The sequence below is a fragment of the Clostridium thailandense genome (assembly GCF_019207025.1).
In the GTDB taxonomy this organism is placed as follows: Bacteria; Bacillota; Clostridia; order Clostridiales; family Clostridiaceae; genus Clostridium_AM; species Clostridium_AM thailandense.
Genome location: NZ_JAEEGC010000198.1, coordinates 1 through 18,199, shown reverse-complemented (window position 1 = coordinate 18,199; position 18,199 = coordinate 1). Strand labels below are relative to the sequence as shown.

Here is an 18,199-nt window from a genome sequence, read left to right as displayed (position 1 = left end):
TTTTACCTAAAATAGCCCAAATAAAAAATCAAATATCAGAATCCGCTATCAAAGCTGCATTGATTTTCATCTTCTCTTTTATCCTCTTAACTTACACTCCGGCATATGTTTCCAAGCTTCAGCACTATAAAAACTTTTTGTCAATCTAAAGCTCAGTATTTTGAAAGTCTAAGAACCATTGATAAACTCGTGCCTCAAACATATCAACAGTCCTAAGACTTTCTAAAATACTTCGCTAAGATTGATTAAAAAGTTTTTATATGTGCCTTCAGCTTTGGAAACATATCCCTGCGTATAAATTAATTTTCTGGTATTAAACCCTATATAACCAGCAAGAGCAGATTCTTGACTTATGCACAAGTTCAACTTTGTAACAAATAAATCCCTTATAGCATAAATTATAAATTATAACAAATTTATTACATTAGAAATAACAATTGGAGGAACAAGAATGTGTGGAATTGCTGGCTGGATTAATTTTAGCAAAGATATTTCAAAGGAAAAAGAAATTATTGAAGGTATGACAAAAACTTTAAGTAAAAGAGGCCCAGATGATGAAGGTTTCTTTCTTTCTCAAAATGTGCTATTCGGACACAGAAGGCTTGTAGTTGTAGATCCAACTGGTGGCGCTCAGCCTATGATTAAGACAGTAAGAAGAAACAAATATATTATAGTATATAATGGTGAACTTTATAACACAGAAGATTTAAGGAAGCTACTACTCGCTGAAGGTTATTCCTTCGAGTCTTATTCGGATACTGAAGTACTTTTAACATCATATATACACTGGGGCATTAATTGTGTAAAATACATTAATGGTATATATGCCTTTGCAATTTGGGACGAATCAGATAACAGATTATTTATGGCAAGAGACCCTCTAGGTGTAAAACCTTTGTTCTATACTATTAAAGGCGACTCTCTTATATTCGGATCTGAAATCAAGACGTTACTTGCACACCCTTATGTTGAACCTGTACTAACTAGAGAAGGATTAACTGAAATTTTCGCTCTTGGTCCTGCTCGAAGTTTAGGCAGTGGTATTTTTAAAGATATATACGAAGTTCCACCTGCTCATTACTTAATCTATGATAAATATGGAGCAAAATTAAAGGAATACTGGAAATTAAAATGTATACCTCATAATGAAGATGAAAACACTACTGCTGAACATGTCAGAAATCTTTTAACTGATGCAATAAAAAGACAGCTTGTTGCCGATGTTCCAGTTTGTACTTTTTTATCTGGTGGCTTAGATTCCAGCGTCATTTCAGCAGTAGCAGCTTTTGAATTTAAAAAGAAAGGTTTAACCTTAGACACATATTCAATAGATTATGAAGATAATGATGCATTTTTTGAATCCAATGAATTTGAACCTACTTCCGATAAAGAATGGGCTACAAAAATGTCAAAATATATATGCAGTAATCATCACAATATTATCAACAACAGCGTAGATTTAGCTAATGCTCTTGTAGATTCTGTAAAGGCTAGTGACTTACCTGGAATGGCTGATATTGATTCATCTTTGTATTTGTTCTGTAAGGAAATAAGGAAAAATGCTACTGTTGCACTATCAGGAGAGTGTGCAGACGAAATTTTCGGTGGATATCCTTGGTATAGAAGACCTGAAGATATTTATGCAGATACCTTCCCTTGGTCTAAATCTGTTGGAGCAAGAAAACTATTGTTATCACCTCAGCTTAAGTCCCTAGATATTGAAGGTTATCTAAATGAAGAATACCAAAAATCTATAAAACAAGTACCTCACTTAGATGGTGAGTCCAATCTTGAGCATCGTATGAGGGAATTATTTTATCTTAATATGAAGTGGTTTATGATAACATTATTAAATAGGAAAGACAGAATGAGTATGTCTAACAGTCTTGAAGTAAGAGTTCCTTTTGCAGACTACAGATTGGTAGAATATGCCTTTAATATTCCATCTGAAATTAAGTTCTGTAATAATCGTGAAAAAGGTATTCTAAGAAAAGCCCTAAAAGGAATTCTTCCTGATGATGTTATAGACAGAAAAAAGAGTCCTTATCCTAAAACTCATAATCCTAAATACACAAAAATAGTTCAAGATTGGATGAGAGGTATAATGAAAGACAAATCTTCTCCAATACTTGATTTAGTTGACAAACGAGCTATTAAGTTATTAATAGAAACTGGTGGTTCTTCCTTTAAAGCTCCTTGGTTTGGACAGCTTATGAGAGGTCCTCAGTTATTGGCTTATTTAGTACAGGTTAATGAATGGCTTAAGGAGTATAAGGTTAAAATAGAACTTTAAAAAAACAAAGCATGTGGATCTTACAACCTACTGTTCTAGACCACATGCTTTTCATAACTTATTAATTTCCTCTCCAATTACCCTAAATGTAGGGATGTTATAAACTATACATTATAAAGTTTATCAAATGAAAAGAATTTATATTTAAACAATCTTCTTGAATAATTCAATTAATTTTTGTTTATCGAAAAATACAGGGTTAGCACCTGCACAAGCATCCTTCATAGCAAATTCGGCAAGCTTGTCTAAGTCAGGGTTATCTACACCAACCTCTTTTAAAGACTTTGGAATACCAACTTCTTCTGAAAGAGCCTTGATCTGACCAATTACAAAATCAACACACTCTTCATCAGATTTATCTGCTATATTCATGCCTATAACCTCTGCAATTGGACGAAATTTAGCTGGTGCAGCCTTAGCATTTTCTTCTTCAACATAAGGAAGGAGCATGGCATTGCATACACCGTGCGGCAAATCATATAATCCTCCTAGCTGATGAGCCATAGCATGAACATTACCTAAACCAGCATTGCTAAAAGCAATTCCATTTAAGAAACAAGCATAACACATCTGCTCCCTAGCTTCTATATCACTGCCATCCTTAACAGCTCTTGGTAAAAACTCAAAAATTTCCTTAATAGCATATAAAGAAGTAGAGTCGGTAACATCATAAGCTCCCTTTGCAACCACTGCCTCGATAGCATGAGTTAAAGCATCCATACCTGTAGCTGCTGTTAAAGCTGCGGGCTTTCCTATCATTAGCTCTGGATCATTTACAGTAATTGCTGCAAGAGAATTTGTATCAACCATAATCATCTTTACATGACGCTCTTCATCAGTAATAACATAGTTAATAGTAACTTCTGCAGAAGTACCTGCTGTAGTTGTTATAGCGATTATAGGAAGACATTTTTTAGTTGTCTTGTTTACTCCTTCATAATCCTTGGTAACTCCACCATTTGTAGCAAGAATAGAAATTGCCTTACCACAGTCTTGTGGTGATCCACCACCAATTGTAATAACAATATCACAGTTTTCTTCTTTAAGAACCTTTAAACCATTATTTACATTATTTACTGTTGGATTAGGCTTTACATCATTATAAATAACATATGAAACCCCTATTTCTTCCAACATATCAGTGACCTTTCTAACTGTTCCATTAGAAGTAAGGAACTTATCACTAACTACAAATGCTTTTTTTGCTTCTAATGATTTAATTGGCCCTTTCGCTTCTTTAAGACAACCTTTTCCTAAAAGATTGATTGGTGGAACATAATAAATACTCATAATAAATACTCTCCTTTAATATTTGTAATTTTTAGATTAGAACATATCCTTGTCGTTCTCTAATAAATATAGAAAATGATCTTCTACACTATAGAAAAGAGGAGCGATAAGAATCTTCGGATATTTTTCTCTTAGCCTTTTAGTTTCACTTACTAAAAACTCTATTTCATTCTCTATTTCAAAGATTGGAGCAAAACTCATGAAATGCTCCTCTGCCTGTTTCTCTGACCAGCCTGCATTGTTAACCATTCCTTCTATAAACTTCTTTTTTTTCGATACTAGATTAGTCATCCCACAGTTATTATGCCCTATTAAAGCAACACATTTTACTCCTCCCATAGCAATTGCATAGGATATTTTAAACTCAATAGAGCGCATATTTCCTCCACCCGTACGTAAAATATATGCAAAATTATTTGGAATTCTAAGCTGGTTCCTGTTATCCATACACATACCTACTAGGATTTCAGCTTTAGACGGCTTTTCGACAGTATATCCAAAATTATGGTACTTAAGTAGTTTCTCTACTGGAGTATTTTTATATTTATAAAATACTTCAGACTCATCTGATACTTTAATCAAGTTGCACATATATATCCCTCCTTGTCGATAACCTAGCAATATTTCTCCATAAAAAGTTGCTTTATCCTACACTTAAACAAACATACTAAATAGTAACGCTCCCATAGCTGCAACAACAGAAGCTATAGTTGTACACGCTGTCCATGTTTTAAAGGTATCTTGTACTGTCATTCCGTAGTATTCTTTAACTATCCAGAATCCGGAGTCGTTTACATGTGAAAGTCCAACACCTCCTGCACCAATAGCTACACATAATAATGAAGGATTAAGGCCAGGAAAATTAGGCATAATTGGTAATATTATACCAGCTGCAGTCACCATTGCAACTGTAGTTGAGCCTACTGCAAATCTCATTATCAGAGCAATTATCCATGCTAGAATTATAGGGTTCATATGAATACTAGTTAGAACTCCTGCCAATGCCTTTCCTATTCCACTGTCTTGAAGAACTTGATTAAAGGCTCCACCAGCACCTATAACTAACAAAATACCAGCTACTGGTCCAAAACAACCGTCAGTTATTTTTAATAAATCTTCCTTTTTCATTCCTCTAAAAATACCAAGGGTAAAATATGAAACAACTACAGAAATTAAAAGAGCTGTGATTGGATTCCCTATAAATGCTACTATAGGCAGATAAGAAGCCCCTTTAGGTGATGTTAGTTCAGCAATAGTCTTTACAACCATGATTATCATAGGCAAGAGAATTGTAACTAGAGTGGTTGTAAACTTAGGTAATTTTTCATCTGATATAAGCTCATCTTTAAAAAGTTGTTCAGGCGGATTAGTAGTAACGTATTTTGAAACTATATTACCAAAAACAGGCCCTGCAATTATTGCGGCAGGTAATCCTATAAGTAGTGAATATATAATAGTTGTTCCAACATCAGCCTTAAGAGTACCAACTATTGCTAAAGCAGCTGGATGCGGAGGTACCAATCCATGAACTATTACTAAACCTGCTACTACAGGAATTCCTACTTTAATTAATGACATTTTTGTTTGTTTAGCAACACTAAATAATACTGGAATTAATAAAACAAAACCAACTTGAAAGAATACAGGAATACCACATATGAATGCCACAAGCATCATTGACCAATGAGCTCTTTTTTCACCAAAAGCAGTAATTAATGTCTTCGCAAGACGCTGTGCTCCACCTGAAACCTCAAGCATCTTTCCAAGTATTGTTCCAAGCCCCAAAACAGTCGCAAGGAAACCTAATGTATTCCCCATCCCTGTCTGAAAGGATGTAGCAATTTTATCAAAAGGCATACCAGCTAAAATACCAAGAGTCAATCCAGAGATAGTCAAGGCAACAAATGCACTTAACTTTGTTTTCATAATAAGAAATACTATTAAGCCAATTGCAATAAATAGACAAAGAACTAAATATGTTACGCTACTCATAATAAAACACTCCTTAAAATATATTATTTATTATTAATTTGATAAATAAATATCTTTTCAATTACATTAGTAATGTATAAACATAAATTTGTTTCTTTTTTAACAAACCTTGAAATAATTTTTAATATAAGTTCGGCGAAAAGTTATCGTAATTTTAATGCTTTCATGATTGGAAACATCACATAAAATTCCACCGAACTCACATAGATTATTCTTTAATTAATATAAAGCTTTTTTACCTGCTTCAATTACTTCAATGATTTTATCTACATCGTATACACATCCACCCCAAGTTCCTCCACTTATGGATTGAAGTGCTGCCCATAATTTTGTATCATCTGGAAGATCTTCATCAGGTCTAAGTCTTGGATTAGGTTCACGTGCTTCTAATACTTTAGCTGCCTCTTCATATGAAAGCTTGTTATCCTCAGTACCAATGAAATTAATTGATCCTTCAAGTTTATTAGTATCAACTATAATTTCAATAATATCCTCATCTCTCAATTTCCCTAAAGGACCTCCTGACAACGCCTCAGGTCCAACATGACCAAAACATGCACCTGTAGAAACACCTGAAAAACGTGCGTCTGTAATTAAAGAAACATGCTTGCCAAAGGATAATTGTTTTAAAGCAGAAGTTAATTGATATGTCTCTTCCATACCTGTTCCAAGCGGACCTCCACCCATTACAACCATTATGTCTCCAGCCTTAATTCTTCCAATATCCTTAAGCGCTTTTATAGCTTCTTTCTCAGAAGTGAAAACTTTAGCTTTTCCAGTATGTCTAAATACTCCATCACTATCTATAACAGATTTATCAATAGCTGTTGATTTTACAACTGAACCTTCAGGAGCAATGTTTCCTATAGGGAAAGTTACTGTTGATGTAAGACCTCTTTCTTTTGCTTGAGTTGGATTCATAATAATTTCATCTGGATTTACTCCATCAATTTCAACTAAGCGCTCTCTGCATTTTTTACGTCTTTCAGATTTTTCCCACCAGTCAAGGTTATCTCCAAGTGTTTCTCCTGTAACTGTAAGAACATCTTCATGTAACAATCCAAGCTTTCTTAAATGAAGCATAACTTCAGGAACTCCTCCTGCTAAAAATGCACTGGCTGTTGGATAGTTAACTGGTCCAATAGGAAGAACACTTACTAAACGAGGCACTTTTTTATTAATTCTTGCCCAATCTTCTACAGTAGGTATACTACAATTAGCAGCATGTGCGATTGCTGGAAGATGGAGAAGTAAGTTTGTTGATCCTCCAAAAGCAGCATGAATTACCATAGCATTCTCAATTGCTTTATTTGTAATAATATCCTTTGTAGTTATTCCGTTGTTTGCCATGTCTAAAGCAGCCTTAGCTGACTGTCTAGCAACTTCTTCCCATATTGGTTGACCAGAAGGTGCTAGTGCAGAGTGTGGTAATGCTAATCCCAATGCTTCAGCAATAACTTGAGAAGTGCCGGCTGTTCCTAGAAACTGACATCCACCACCAGCAGAAGCACAAGCTTTACATCCTAGTCGGCAAGCATCCTCAAATGAAAGCTGGTCATTAGCATATCTAACTCCTATAGTTTGAATAGTTCCTGCGTCTTCACCTTCTTTAGCTCTAAGTGTTGATCCACCAGGAACAATAATAGTTGGCGAATCGTGCATAGATGCTAGTGCTATCATCATAGCAGGCAAACCTTTGTCGCAGGCAGATACTCCCACTACTGCACGACGCGTTGGCAATGAACGAATTATGCGGCGGAATACCATTGCCGCATCATTACGATAAGGAAGTGAGTCAAACATACCAGTTGTACCTTGGCTGCGGCCGTCACATGGGTCTGTAACATATCCAGCATAAGGAACTCCTCCTAGTCTTTTTACTTCTTCAGCTGCTGCTCTCATCTGTACTCCCAATTCAAAGTGGCCTGTGTGTAATCCTACAGCAATTGGAGTGCCATCGTTATCACGAATTCCACCCATAGTACTAAGTATAAACACATCACCACCTAGAAGCGTGGATGGCTCCCATCCCATACCAGCATTTAAAGTCATTCCAAATATGTTACCGCTAGGTGAATTTTTCAACAATTCTGGAGTAAGTGGAAGTGAACCTTCTGGTCCTTCTGCATGAGTATTAATTTCATATAAAGATGATTTTTCTTCACCAAAAATTGATTTTAATGACATAACTTAATCATTCCTCTCTTTATTTTAAATTTATAGTATCTATTATTCTCTTTTTAACAATTTCATCTACCTTAATAGTGTAGTTTCTTAGAGATGTATTAAAGTCTAAATCTAGAGTCATCCTTACTGCTTCTTTCATTGCTACTATAAAAGGATCTGCTAAATCATAAAGTTTCATTAATTTGTTTATATCCTTTTGTAAAACAGATACTTTTTCAAAGTCTTTATCCATAAAAGCTTTATAAGTGTCTATAAATAACTTAGCATTTATATTAGATAAACCTCCTATAATTCCATCTCCACCTACTTGTAAGTTAGGAATCAAATATTCATCAAATCCAGAAAGTATAGAGAAATCTTTTCTGACACTCTTAATTTTATCAACGAATTTTCTTACATTGCTTATAGAATCAGTAGTATCTTTTATACCAACTATATTTTCAAACTCAGTTACTAATTTTAAAACTAAATCTGGCGATAAATTTGTATTAGTCTTAGCCGGAAAATTATAAAGTAAAATCGGCAATTCTGTATTTTGGGCTATAGTTCCATAATACTCATAAACATAATGTTCATTTAAACTAAAATAATATGGAGTTACAATTAATACGGCATCTGCTCCTGCTTCTTTTGAGCATTTATTTAATTCTATAACTTCCTTTATATTGTTACTGCTTGTTCCAACTATTACTTTAGTCCTTCCAGCAACAGTTTCAGTTATAAACTTTATATATTCAGCTTTTTCATCTGGAGATAAGTTATAAAACTCTCCTATAGAACCTAAGATAACGATTCCATCCACTCCATCAGAAATTAATTTTTCAACTAAAGCTCTTACAGATTTCTTATCAACTTCTCCCTCATTGTCAAAAATAGTAATCATTGGTGTGTAAATTCCTTTAAACATAATTCCCTTCCTTTCATTCTGTATTAAGAATATCGTTTCATATATAGAACATTAATTTATAAGATGACTCTCAGTGCCATCTTATAAATTAATATAATCTATCCGTATTAAGAACGCCATTTCATATTTGGAATATTAATTTATAAGATGACATTAAGTGTCATCTTATAAATTAATATAACCTATCCTTTGTATAACCTAGTTTTCGAGAAATTTCTAAAGCAGCTTTTATAACAAAATCTTTATGTATTTCTGTACGCTTATCATCTACCTTTATCTTTAAGCTAGAAATACATAATGAACCTATAGCTTTACCTTTACTATTATATATAGGAGCAGCTATACAGTATATGCCCTTTTCATTTTCCTCATCTGATATAGAATAACCTCTTTGTTTAATCTTTTTTAAATCTTCTAACAGAGCCTCTTTATCTATAATTGTATTTTCTGTTTGTGGAAGCAACTTAACATGTTCAATGTATCTATTTACCTCAACTTCACTATAACTAGCTAAAATGGCTTTACCTAAACTTGTTGAATATAGTGGATTTCTAGATCCCAAATTACCTGTTGTCCTTAAAGAATTCTTGGATTCTTTCTTATTTATATATATAAGTTCATCATTATTCGCTACTGCTAAGAATACAGTCTCAGAAACATTATCAACTAACCACTTTAAAACTGGATCTGAAATATTTACCAATTCAGCTTTATTCATGTATAATGTTCCAAGTTCAAGAGCTCCAATCCCTAGTTCATAACTTTTTAATTTTTTATCTTTTATTGACAGATAGTTTTTCTCAACAAGTGCACCTACAATATTAAACACACTAGTCTTAGGGATATCTAAATATCTGCTTAGTTCAGCTATTGTAACAGGTTCTTCACTTTCCCCAACAAACTTTAAAATTTCTAATCCTCTCAAAATTGCTTTGTTCAAACAATCCACCTCGCCATTCTGTATATAGAATATCATTCCATATCCTGCCCCCATTGTACATTTTGTTTCTTTATTTGTCAATCATTTAATTAAATGTTTTCACAAATTAATTACACTTGCAAGACATAGAGTTTCTTATATCCCAGAATTATGACTTTGAACTCTTTTATAATTTCTATAACAATCAACATTTTCATTCTATATATGAAATACCATTCCATATATTATTTACATTATAAATAAATTCTTTTTTCTTGTCAATCACATGTTTAAACGTTTTTAATTAGCCATTTATACAAATACCTTCCCTTGAAAGAATTCTTCATCGCTCTTTTGGTTAATCTAAACTCCTTAAGTTATTAAAATACTTCTTCTAATACAAGTATTTCTTATAAACTCATAAAATAATTATTCACATGCTAATATGAGTCACATAGAAAACATTGTTGAATTGGTAAATATTAAGTGGTAAAATACAACTATTCACACACAAACAATATTAGATATAAGGTAGTTCAAAGAATACCCATAAAAATTGATGCAGCCTTTAGGCATGGCTATAGTATACAAAATATTTCCACAAGAAAAGATGAGCCTTGCACTTGACGTTTATGGAATAACCGCCATAGCAACACCTGCAATAGGACCAACCTTAGGTGGATTAATTATAGAAAAAATCGACTGGAAACTTATTTTACTGTATCTGTTTTGATGATAGCATTGATGGGAGGATACTAATACTTCCTTTATTTTTGCAGAACATAAGAGTATATACATCTATGAAAACCGGACTTATTATGCTGACTTCTGCAGTAATTATACAATCACAAACAAATTATAATTATTCAAAACTAGCAGAACAAATAACTGTTTACAATAAAACATCTAATGATGCTATAGGGTTGCTAACGAAATTATATATGCATATAGGTTTGCCACATGGTAATGATAAAGGGATGGCATCGTCTCAATTGGCTAAAATGGTGCAAGGACAAGTAGCTATTTATGTAATTGTCGCCATAGTAGTTGTCGCTATAATTTTGACTTTATTTATGAGTAGCGAGAAAAAAATCTTAAAACAGATAGGGAAGGTGATAAAAATGGTATCAAGGGAGGAGTTGCAGTGGCAAAATGATGAATCTATAATTAAGCAAGCAGATACAATAACAGATGCAATTAGAAGTATTCAAAAAACCATTAGAAGTAAATCAGAAAAAGTTGTAAAAAAATATGGATTTACTCCACCTCAACTTCGGGTAATCTTTTATTTATACGAAACACCATCTATAACTTTAAATGAGTTAAGCGAACATGTTATGTTAACCAAAAGTACTGTCTCAGGTATAGTAGATCGTTTATATAATAAAGGAGTTGTAATTAGAGAAATACCCAAAGATAATCGTAGAACTGTAAGATTGTCAATTTCTGAAGATTTTAAAAAAAATAATAATATACATGATATGAAAAAGCTATTTATTTATAATTTAATATATAATGGAATAATAAAAATGGGACCAATAGAAGTAGAAAAAATTATTTATGGACTAAAGCAGTTTAGTTTATTATTAGAAAACAATGATTGGAAATAAAATATTAGTTATTTTAAGACTGACTATAGGCCTGTATATTTTTAGAAATGTCAATCCTATAGTCAATTTGAGATATTAAATTTCATAATTCACATTGAACTTGACCTAATAATATAATATTAAAGTATCGCCTCAAAGGAATGTCTGATTACGTCACCACGACTAATAATTCCAACTAACACTCCATTATACTATACAGGTAGTTTCTTTATATGTTTTTTCACTAGAATAGCAACAATATCCTCAAATTCATCATCATCCTTTATAATGGCAGTATATTAGAAAAAATCCACTACTATATTCTCATATTTGCCAATATATCGCATGATATCACCATCGCTTACATAAGTCATAATTTTATCAAATAAATTGTACCGGAAATTTATTGTACTCTTAAGTTGTATGATGCAACTATGTAACTTCATTATACAACTTGTTCAATCGTTGTCAATAATGTTGTTTTGATTAAAATTTTTATAATTTTAAAAACGAGTCATATTATGTTAATATATATATTATAGTGCAAGATAAAGAGAGGTAATAAAATATGGATCATCAGGCTTTAGAAAACATTGAAATTGAAATGGCAGTTTTACAACGCTTTTTAGCATCAGTTTCAACTTATAAAAAAATTGGTAACCTTGATAGAGCAGCCTATCTTTTATTACATACAATAATATATGAGAAAAATGCTAGTGTGAAAGCTATGGCGGATGAATTACATTTAGACATCTCTACAATAAGCAGACAGGTAAGAGGACTAGAGGAAAAGGGATATATATCTAGAATAGCTGATACATCAGATAGAAGAGCCTATTTTCTCGAAGCAACAGAATTGGGACAGAAGGAATTTAACTTCTATAAACAACATGCGTTAATGAGAGTATCAGAACTTCTAAAAAATTGGTCTGATGAAGAATGTAAAATATTCGGACTGCTTTTAAAAAAATTTAATCATTCAATTAGCGATATGCTAGAATGATTTGTTTTTATTTAATATTCATTCTAAAAACAGAATCGTTATGAATCAGGAAAAAATAGATTTCGCAGTTGGTGTCTCACGCATCGAGGTGGTGAGAATACTTCGCAAACTGCAAGTTCATATATTTTCTACCGTAACAATCTTTATTCGAATATTTTAATTCTGATATTAATGAATCCCATAATAATAAGCCTGCTTTCAAAAGGATGCAGACTTATTTACTATTTGTATAAAATACTATCAATTTTCATCTCCCATACCTCCTAAACTATAGCAACAAATAACATTCATTAATCTTTAATCATAGTAATAAATATCATCTATGTTGTCCTAATTTTTATTAAAATATTTCTTACAGCATAATTTTTAACTGTTAGTTTTTTCTTAACTTTCTACTTGAAATTTAATAAACTTAGTTAAAATATAGACATACTGTCGTGTTTTAAAGGAGGATTTGAAATGGGAACCTATGACAAAGCCAGAAAACATACTGAGGATAAGATTATCCATGCTTTTTGGGAGCTATACAAAACTCAAAAAATCGAAAAAATTACCGTTAAGAGTATCACAGATGCTTGTGGCATTCATCGAGCAACCTTTTATCTTCACTATCAGGATGTTTATGCCATTCTGGAACACATAGAAGCTTCTCTCATGCAGTCCTTAAATTATATGAACACAGCTTGCATAGAAACAGACGCAGATATGTCTAATTTCGCTGGTAATCTCTATGCTCTTTATTTCAACAGAACCACGATTATCTCCATGTCCTTGTACGTGAGCAGAAAGAGGCTGAATTTGCAATGGACTACAAAAATAAATTAAAGCAAAAGCTTAAACAAATTTTTCAATTTACCGCCGAAGATTTTGATAAGAAAAAAAATTGCCATCATTGATATGACCCTTTCATATCACGTAGACAGGTTTATCTATTGGGCAGATGAAAGTCCTTTTTCCTTTGAAGAACTGGAGTGTTTAATGAAAGGATATATGTTGAATGGTATCTATAATACTTTAAGAAATAATTTCGACATTCAATCTTTTATGGATCCATTTAAAGATGAGTTTTGGAATTTAGGAAATTAACATAACCCTTCAAATTCATCTATTAATACATTATTACAGGTATTCTATTACTTCTTATTTTCTTGCTTAAATAATTGTATCTAGAAATCATATTCTCCATCAGTATGAATTACACGATTACTATGACTATTAAATCTAACATTTTTTATATCATTGAGCATTGACTTTAAAGCTGAACATCTTAGATTCAGCCTCTTACGCTTAGCACCTATCTTATAATATATATATTGAAATTTTGCTATATTTTCATGTCTTAATACTACAATATAATGGAGACATTACTTAGTAAAATCAATACTTTCTAAAAAAGAAAGAATCTTAAAAGATAACAGAAGTCTGAAACGATAGTTGCTATTCTCTAAATCATGATTTGTAATTTCCTGAATTTTATTTATGCGATAAATCAGGGTATTTCTGTGCATATGTAGAGCTTTAGCTGTATGTGCCAGATTTCTTTCATGAATTAAGAATTCATACAAGCTACTCGCAAAAGTAGTATTATTAAATTTATCATATTCAATTAGCTTTAGCAGACTTTCATCACAAAACTGTTTAAGGTCTATATTTTTAAAAGCAATATCAATCATATGGTCTGTCGTAAATTCTTCATAAAAAGAAAGCTTGTGCACTTTTCTTAATTTTCGATTTAATTGAAGTGATGTAATCGCCTGTTCAAAGTAAAATTTTAGTTTAGATACATCATGGAAGCATTTGCTGATACCGGCGTAAAGCTTTTTCTTCCCACAAAAATTATTGATTTCATTGATTTCTAGTTCTGACAGATAAGTATTACTTTTGCGCATAATAATTACGACAATATAATTCTCATATATGACTGATTTTCCATCTCGGATTATCTCATCTAGCAAACTTCTGAAATATTGCAAAGTTTTATATGTTTGGTCAAATTCGCTGATATCAATAGCTATTACATATATATCATCTTTAATATTTAGGTTTTGTGATTGAATCCTTTCATACAAAGCAGAAGAACTGATTGTTTCATTTAACAAATCATAGAAAATATGTTCATAGATTACTCCCTTGGAATATAAAACAAAAGAGTCGTTTTTCATTCTTAAAGAAAGAACATCCGAAATCATTTTAGCAAAGTATAAATCCATATTCTTAAATTTTTTATGAACTTCAAATATAACAATGGTTCCAACTGGCTTGTGATTCACAAAAATATGATTGATAATCCTTGGATATTTTAGTTCACCTTTTGGTAAGATAACTGGTTCTGTACTGTAATAATCTTTTTTATATTCCGTTTGTTTGGTAATCAGACCTATAGAATGTTCGGAAACAAAATTTCCATTTTTTTGCTGATCCATCCAAATATGATCTTCCAATTCTACATCAGAAGAAATTCCTATATGCTTTAAACTGTTATCTAGTACAACAAGAGGATTTTGCAAGAAAGTAGCTGAAAGATCACAAATTGCCTGAATATCAAAATCTAGCACAATAGACTGATACAATTTTTCAGTAAAACTTTTTATTAAAATATCTTCATCAAAAAGGGTGTTTATAGTGTTATAGACTGAAAGAATATTTGTATCAGCTAAAAGTCGTATAAGATATATCCCCCTTAAATGATTAAAATTCTCTGAAATAGGAATATCTTCTATACAAATCATGAGAATAGGATCTTCAAAGGAGTTTTCTGACAAAAGTTCAGATGCATATCCTATGTAAAGAAATTCAGTATTTGTAAAATTTGTATCTTTCGTAAAAAAACAGACAGAGGTAATAGAAAAGGAATTGTTTTTCATTATTCTACATATGGGTTGAAAATTTTCTAGCTGCTTAAGTAATTTATCAACAGTAATCTGCATTATAACACCTCTTGATTGTACAAAGTATATGAAAAAAGAATATATTTTGAGTTATTTCGTACGAATACCATTCAAAATTTGTTTGCTATAATTATTATACAATAAAAAATAAAATAAGTGGTTAAATAATAAGGAGGAAAAAAATGAAGAATATTATATGTGAAAAAATAGGAATTCAATATCCAATTATACAAGGTCCAATGGCATGGGCTTCAGATAGTGAGCTAGCAGCTGCTGTATCAAATGCAGGAGGACTTGGCATTATGGGCATTGGGTTTTCACCTGTTGAGATTTTCCGTGCAGAAATTAAAAGGATAAAAACATTAACAGATAGACCCTTTGGTTGTAATCTGATTACAGCAGTTCCATATGCAAAGGAATTATTGAATATCATATTGGAAGAAAAAGTTCCCGTTGTAGAATTGGAAACCATGCCAGCATTTTATCATTCGTTATCAGATTTTTCAAACAAATTGAAAGAAGCTGGAATTATAATTATTGGAAAAGCATCTTCTGTTGAAGACGCAGTTGTTTATGAAAAGGTAGGTGCTGATTTCGTTTCTGTTAAAGGTGCTGACGGCGGAGGACATATCTATGGCTTTACAGGTACATTTTCTTTAATTCCACAGGTTGTAGATGCAGTGAACATTCCGGTTATTAACTCCAGTGGAATTGCAGACGGAAGAGGGATTGCAGCATCCTTTATGCTTGGAGTTGTAGGCGTGGAGATTGGAAGCCGCTTCTTATTAGCAGATGAATGTCCAGTTCATGAAAACTATAAAAATGCAATTATTGAAGCAAAAGAAGGAGATACTGTGCTTACTGGTACCACTGTGAATGACGCAGTCAGAGGACTTGCTAACAGCCTTACTGAAAAAGTTTTGAATGTAGAAAAGCAGTATTATGGAGAGGAATTAGCAAAACAGATCCAGGAATTGTGTTCTGGTTCCTTGCATAAGGCAGCAGTAGACGGTGATGTCGATACGGAAGGCTCTGTTGTGGTTGGTCAGATTGTAGGAATCCTAAATAAAAAGCAAAGTACAAAGGAAATCATGGAAGAATTAATTGGTGAATACAAGTCAATCTTGTCTAATGCTTCACAGTACATCTAAATTTATAATTTGGGTTTTATTGTTGCATCAGATACCATCAGATTTTTTCTGTTTATGAAAAAATCTAGATGGTTTTTTATATCAACATATCTATATATTGCATAAAAGGAGTAAACTGATGTACGATATTAAAAAGAAAAAAAGTGTAAATGCAATGATGGCTTTGCTGCTATTTGGAGGATTTTTATCGCTGTTTAATGAGACAATACTAAATGTTGCACTAAGCAATATGATGAATGAATTAAAGGTATCCGCCACTACTATACAATGGTTGTCTACAGGATATGTTTTAGTTGTAGCAATTATGGTTCCAGCAACAGCATTTTTGTTACATACTTATACAACAAAAAAATTATATGTTGGAGCCATGTCATTTTTTCTGATTGGAACTATTTTTGCGTCAATATCTCATGTGTTTTCAATATTATTGTTATGCAGGATGATACAGGCTATAGGAACTGGCTTGCTGGTACCGATAATGGTCAATACTGCACTATGTATAAATCCACCTGAAAAACATGGATTCGCAATGAGTTTATGCACGGGTGCTATACTGATAGGACCGTCTTTAGGACCTATTGTCTCTGGTATGGTTCTACAGTTTTTTATATGGAGAGCATTATTTGTTCTGTTGATACCATTTGTGCTCATTTGCATTGTTGGTGGGATGTTTTTTTGGGATACAGCAATGGAAATAACAAAAAACAAAATAGATTTGATCTCTATGCTGCTATCATCTATAGGAAATGAATATAAAAAAATTTAAACCTCTTAAATAACACAAATTTAAAACTTCTTGCTTTGGACAGCTAAAGATTATGCAGCATGCATTAAAGCCTCTCTAACTTATAGTCTTATTTTTTATAATCAAAGAATCCTTTTTCAGTTTTTCTTCCTAAATACCCAGCCCTCACATATTTTCTCAATAATATATGTGCCCTATATTTTATATCTCCAGTTTCTTTATATAGAACATCCATTATAGCTAAACATACATCTAGACCTATAAGGTCACCTAACGCTAACGGCCCCATTGGGTGATTAGCTCCAAGCATCATAGCTTTGTCTATATCCTCTGCCGAAGCTATTCCTTCTGCTAATATTCCAATTGCTTCGTTTATCATTGGTACTAATATTTTATTTACGATAAAACCTGGAGCTTCTGCTACTTCAACTGGCTCCTTCCCAATAGCTATTGATAACTCTTTTATAGCATCGAAAGTCTTCTCGGAAGTAGCCATACCTTTTATTATTTCTACAAGCCTCATGATAGTTGCCGGGTTAAAGAAATGCATTCCTATAACTCTGTCTGGTCTATTTGTTGCTGACGCAACTTCAGTTATTGATAAAGATGATGTATTTGAAGCAAGAATTGTCTCAGCCTTGCATATTTTATCTAGTTCACCAAATATCTGTTTCTTTATTTCCATGTTTTCAACAGCAGCTTCAACTACTAAGTCACAATCTGTTGCTAAATTTAAATTTGTTGTTCCTGTTATTCTACCAGCTATGGCATCTGCATCATCTTGAGTCATTTTGCCTTTAATTACTAATTTGGAAAGACCCTTTTTTATTCCTGTAATCCCTCTTTGGACAAATTCATCCTTTATATCTCTTAGCACTACTTCATGTCCTTTAGCAGCAAAAGCTTGAGCTATTCCTGCTCCCATAGTTCCAGCGCCAAGTACACATATCTTTTTCATAATAGTTATCCTCCCCGAAACTTTTTTAGAGGACAGAGGACAGTGAAGGAGGATTTTTCTCCGCGATGCTACGAAAAATCTTTAATTTCACTTCTGGTAAAACAAGGTTTAATTAAGCTATGCTTAATTAAACCATTGATGTTTCGCATTAGCGAAACGAATCCCCAAGAAATAAATTAGTTTTCTGACGTAAGGAAGAAAACTCACCTTCACTGTCCTCTGTCCTATGTCCTCTGTCAATTATCTATGGCATCCAAAATTGGTGGCACCTAGCATG

At 32.5% G+C, this 18,199-nt stretch carries 15 protein-coding genes; 7 read left to right on the top strand and 8 right to left on the bottom strand.

What is annotated here, in order from left to right; genetic code table 11:
• Positions 1-451: 451 nt before the first annotated feature.
• The gene (gene asnB / locus I6U48_RS27805) at positions 452-2,293 is read left to right on the top strand and encodes an asparagine synthase (glutamine-hydrolyzing) (protein ID WP_218323766.1); all 1,842 of its coding nucleotides are present in this window, start codon (positions 452-454) and stop codon (positions 2,291-2,293) included.
• 144 nt (positions 2,294-2,437) lie between these two features.
• Here asnB and I6U48_RS27800 read toward each other — a convergent pair whose 3' ends face one another.
• The 6 genes from I6U48_RS27800 to I6U48_RS27775 all read right to left on the bottom strand — a co-directional run bounded on the left by I6U48_RS27800 (position 2,438) and on the right by I6U48_RS27775 (position 9,618).
• Positions 2,438-3,583: an iron-containing alcohol dehydrogenase gene (locus I6U48_RS27800; RefSeq protein ID WP_218323765.1), complete on the bottom strand. Its 1,146-nt coding sequence runs from the start codon at positions 3,581-3,583 to the stop codon at positions 2,438-2,440.
• Positions 3,584-3,619: 36 nt separating this feature from the next.
• Entirely contained in the window at positions 3,620-4,174 is a 555-nt protein-coding gene (locus I6U48_RS27795) for a carbonic anhydrase (RefSeq protein WP_218323764.1), read from the bottom strand.
• 63 nt (positions 4,175-4,237) lie between these two features.
• On the bottom strand, positions 4,238-5,575 hold the full coding sequence (locus I6U48_RS27790) for a GntP family permease (RefSeq protein WP_218323763.1): 1,338 nt from the start codon (positions 5,573-5,575) through the stop codon (positions 4,238-4,240).
• 219 nt (positions 5,576-5,794) lie between these two features.
• Positions 5,795-7,762, bottom strand: coding sequence for a YjhG/YagF family D-xylonate dehydratase (locus I6U48_RS27785; RefSeq protein ID WP_218323762.1), 1,968 nt, complete (start codon positions 7,760-7,762; stop codon positions 5,795-5,797).
• A gap of 19 nt (positions 7,763-7,781) precedes the next feature.
• On the bottom strand, positions 7,782-8,669 hold the full coding sequence (locus I6U48_RS27780; protein ID WP_218323761.1) for a dihydrodipicolinate synthase family protein: 888 nt from the start codon (positions 8,667-8,669) through the stop codon (positions 7,782-7,784).
• Positions 8,670-8,841: 172 nt separating this feature from the next.
• A complete protein-coding gene (locus I6U48_RS27775) occupies positions 8,842-9,618 on the bottom strand; it encodes an IclR family transcriptional regulator (protein WP_312891151.1) in 777 nt (258 codons plus the stop codon).
• 544 nt (positions 9,619-10,162) lie between these two features.
• Between I6U48_RS27775 and I6U48_RS27770 the strand changes: the two genes are divergently transcribed.
• The 4 genes from I6U48_RS27770 (at position 10,163) to I6U48_RS27755 (ending at position 13,005) form a co-directional block, all read left to right on the top strand.
• On the top strand, positions 10,163-10,321 hold the full coding sequence (locus tag I6U48_RS27770; RefSeq protein ID WP_218323759.1) for a hypothetical protein: 159 nt from the start codon (positions 10,163-10,165) through the stop codon (positions 10,319-10,321).
• Positions 10,322-10,388: 67 nt separating this feature from the next.
• Positions 10,389-11,198 (top strand): MarR family winged helix-turn-helix transcriptional regulator, encoded by an 810-nt coding sequence (locus I6U48_RS30395; protein ID WP_312891150.1) that lies wholly within the window; start codon positions 10,389-10,391, stop codon positions 11,196-11,198.
• A 547-nt stretch (positions 11,199-11,745) separates the two neighbouring features.
• Complete coding sequence (locus I6U48_RS27760) at positions 11,746-12,180, top strand: MarR family winged helix-turn-helix transcriptional regulator (RefSeq protein WP_218323758.1); 435 nt, start codon at positions 11,746-11,748, stop codon at positions 12,178-12,180.
• 459 nt (positions 12,181-12,639) lie between these two features.
• Positions 12,640-13,005, top strand: coding sequence for a TetR/AcrR family transcriptional regulator (locus tag I6U48_RS27755; protein ID WP_218323757.1), 366 nt, complete (start codon positions 12,640-12,642; stop codon positions 13,003-13,005).
• A 539-nt stretch (positions 13,006-13,544) separates the two neighbouring features.
• Here the strand turns inward: I6U48_RS27755 and I6U48_RS27750 are convergent.
• A complete protein-coding gene (locus tag I6U48_RS27750; RefSeq protein ID WP_218323756.1) occupies positions 13,545-15,107 on the bottom strand; it encodes a PucR family transcriptional regulator in 1,563 nt (520 codons plus the stop codon).
• A gap of 143 nt (positions 15,108-15,250) precedes the next feature.
• Here I6U48_RS27750 and I6U48_RS27745 point away from each other — a divergent pair, with 143 nt between their 5' ends.
• Both I6U48_RS27745 and I6U48_RS27740 read left to right on the top strand, forming a co-directional pair.
• The gene (locus tag I6U48_RS27745; RefSeq protein WP_218323755.1) at positions 15,251-16,219 is read left to right on the top strand and encodes an NAD(P)H-dependent flavin oxidoreductase; all 969 of its coding nucleotides are present in this window, start codon (positions 15,251-15,253) and stop codon (positions 16,217-16,219) included.
• Positions 16,220-16,337: 118 nt separating this feature from the next.
• Positions 16,338-16,985, top strand: coding sequence for an MFS transporter (locus I6U48_RS27740; RefSeq protein WP_218323754.1), 648 nt, complete (start codon positions 16,338-16,340; stop codon positions 16,983-16,985).
• A gap of 88 nt (positions 16,986-17,073) precedes the next feature.
• On the opposite strand, the gene I6U48_RS27735 is transcribed toward I6U48_RS27740, so the two are convergent.
• The gene (locus I6U48_RS27735; protein ID WP_218323753.1) at positions 17,074-17,922 is read right to left on the bottom strand and encodes a 3-hydroxybutyryl-CoA dehydrogenase; all 849 of its coding nucleotides are present in this window, start codon (positions 17,920-17,922) and stop codon (positions 17,074-17,076) included.
• Positions 17,923-18,199 lie beyond the last annotated feature (277 nt).